Below are 1263 nucleotides of genomic sequence, written 5' to 3'. Positions count from 1 at the left end.
GAAAAGGTCCTGCCATGACGATAACGATTTCCCGAACAGCGGCCCCCGGACACGGGGTTGTCCGCTATGCCACCATCGGCGGACTGCAGCTGGAAGCCGGCGGTTACCTCCCGGATGTCACCCTGGCCTATGAAACCTGGGGCACCTTGAATGCCGATGGTTCAAACGCTGTCCTCATCGAGCACGCCCTGACCGGAAGCACACATGTGACCCGCGGGGACAGCGACGAGGAAGGCTGGTGGGAACAGCTCGCCGGACCCGGCGCACCGGTGGACACTGACCGGTTCTTTGTGGTCTCCATCAACATCCTGGGCGGCTGCTATGGCTCAACCGGGCCGTCCTCGGAAGCCCCTGACGGGAAACCATGGGGGTCCCGGTTCCCGCTGGTGACCCTCCGCGACACCACTGCGGCTGAGGCCCGGCTGGCAGATGCGCTGGGCATCGGCAGCTGGTTTGCCGTGCTGGGCGGCTCCATGGGCGGCGCGCGTGCCCTCGAATGGGCGGTCACCTACCCCGCGCGCGTGCAACGCTGTGGCGTTATTTCCGTCGGCGCAGCAAGCACCGCCGAACAGATCGCGTTTGCCCAGGCGCAGACCCTGGCAATCCGCCAGGACGTCAACTTCAACGACGGCGACTATTACGGTGGCCCGCTCCCCGAGGACGGACTGGCCCTGGCACGGCGCATCGCGCACATCACCTACCGTTCGGCCGCTGAATTCCATGGCCGGTTCGGACGGGCAGCCCAGCTTGCCGAATCGCCGCTGCAGGCTGAAGCGCTGGGGACGCGCGGCCGCTACCAGGTGGAAAGCTACCTCGACCACCAGGGCACGAAACTCGTGCGGCGGTTCGACGCCAACAGCTACATCGCCATCACGGACGCTTTGATGAGCCACGACATCAGCCGCGGACGCGGTTCCCTTGAGGAAGCGCTTGGCCGTGCCACCGCCAGGTTCTTCGTGGCCGCAGTGGACAGCGACCGGCTCTACTTCCCATCCCAGTCCCGTGAGTTGGCGGATGCCCTTCCCGGCGACGTGGACGTGCACGTGATCCAGGCTCCTATCGGCCATGACGGCTTCCTCACGGAAATCGGCCAGCTCAGCGGCCCGCTCCGCCGGCACCTCGCCGACTGACGGAGCCGCCTGCACCTCGCCGACTGACGGAGCCGGCTGCACCTCGCCGACTGACGGAGCCGGCTGACGGAGCGGCCAGGCCCAGGAGGCCTGTGCATTTTTGCAGATAGGGCCTGCATTTTTCGGGGTTGAT

Annotated in this window: 1 protein-coding gene; it reads left to right on the top strand. The window is 66.4% G+C overall.

Going from position 1 to position 1263, the window contains the following annotated elements; genetic code table 11:
- Window positions 1-14 precede the first annotated feature (14 nt).
- Window positions 15-1130 (top strand): homoserine O-acetyltransferase MetX, encoded by a 1116-nt coding sequence (gene metX / locus DBR22_RS11415; RefSeq protein WP_108599111.1) that lies wholly within the window; start codon window positions 15-17, stop codon window positions 1128-1130.
- The last annotated feature ends 133 nt before the right edge of the window (window positions 1131-1263 follow it).

Origin of the sequence: Arthrobacter sp. HMWF013 (genome assembly GCF_003061105.1) — a bacterium.
In the GTDB taxonomy this organism is placed as follows: domain Bacteria; phylum Actinomycetota; class Actinomycetes; order Actinomycetales; family Micrococcaceae; genus Arthrobacter.
The sequence above is the reverse complement of the archived record's forward strand: the minus strand, read 5'-3'. Positions and strand labels throughout refer to the sequence as shown.

Excerpts from the sequence above, each read along its gene's own strand:
- metX (WP_108599111.1), top strand. The coding sequence starts at position 15 with ATGACGATAACGATTTCCCGAACAGCGGCCCCCGGACACGGGGTTGTC.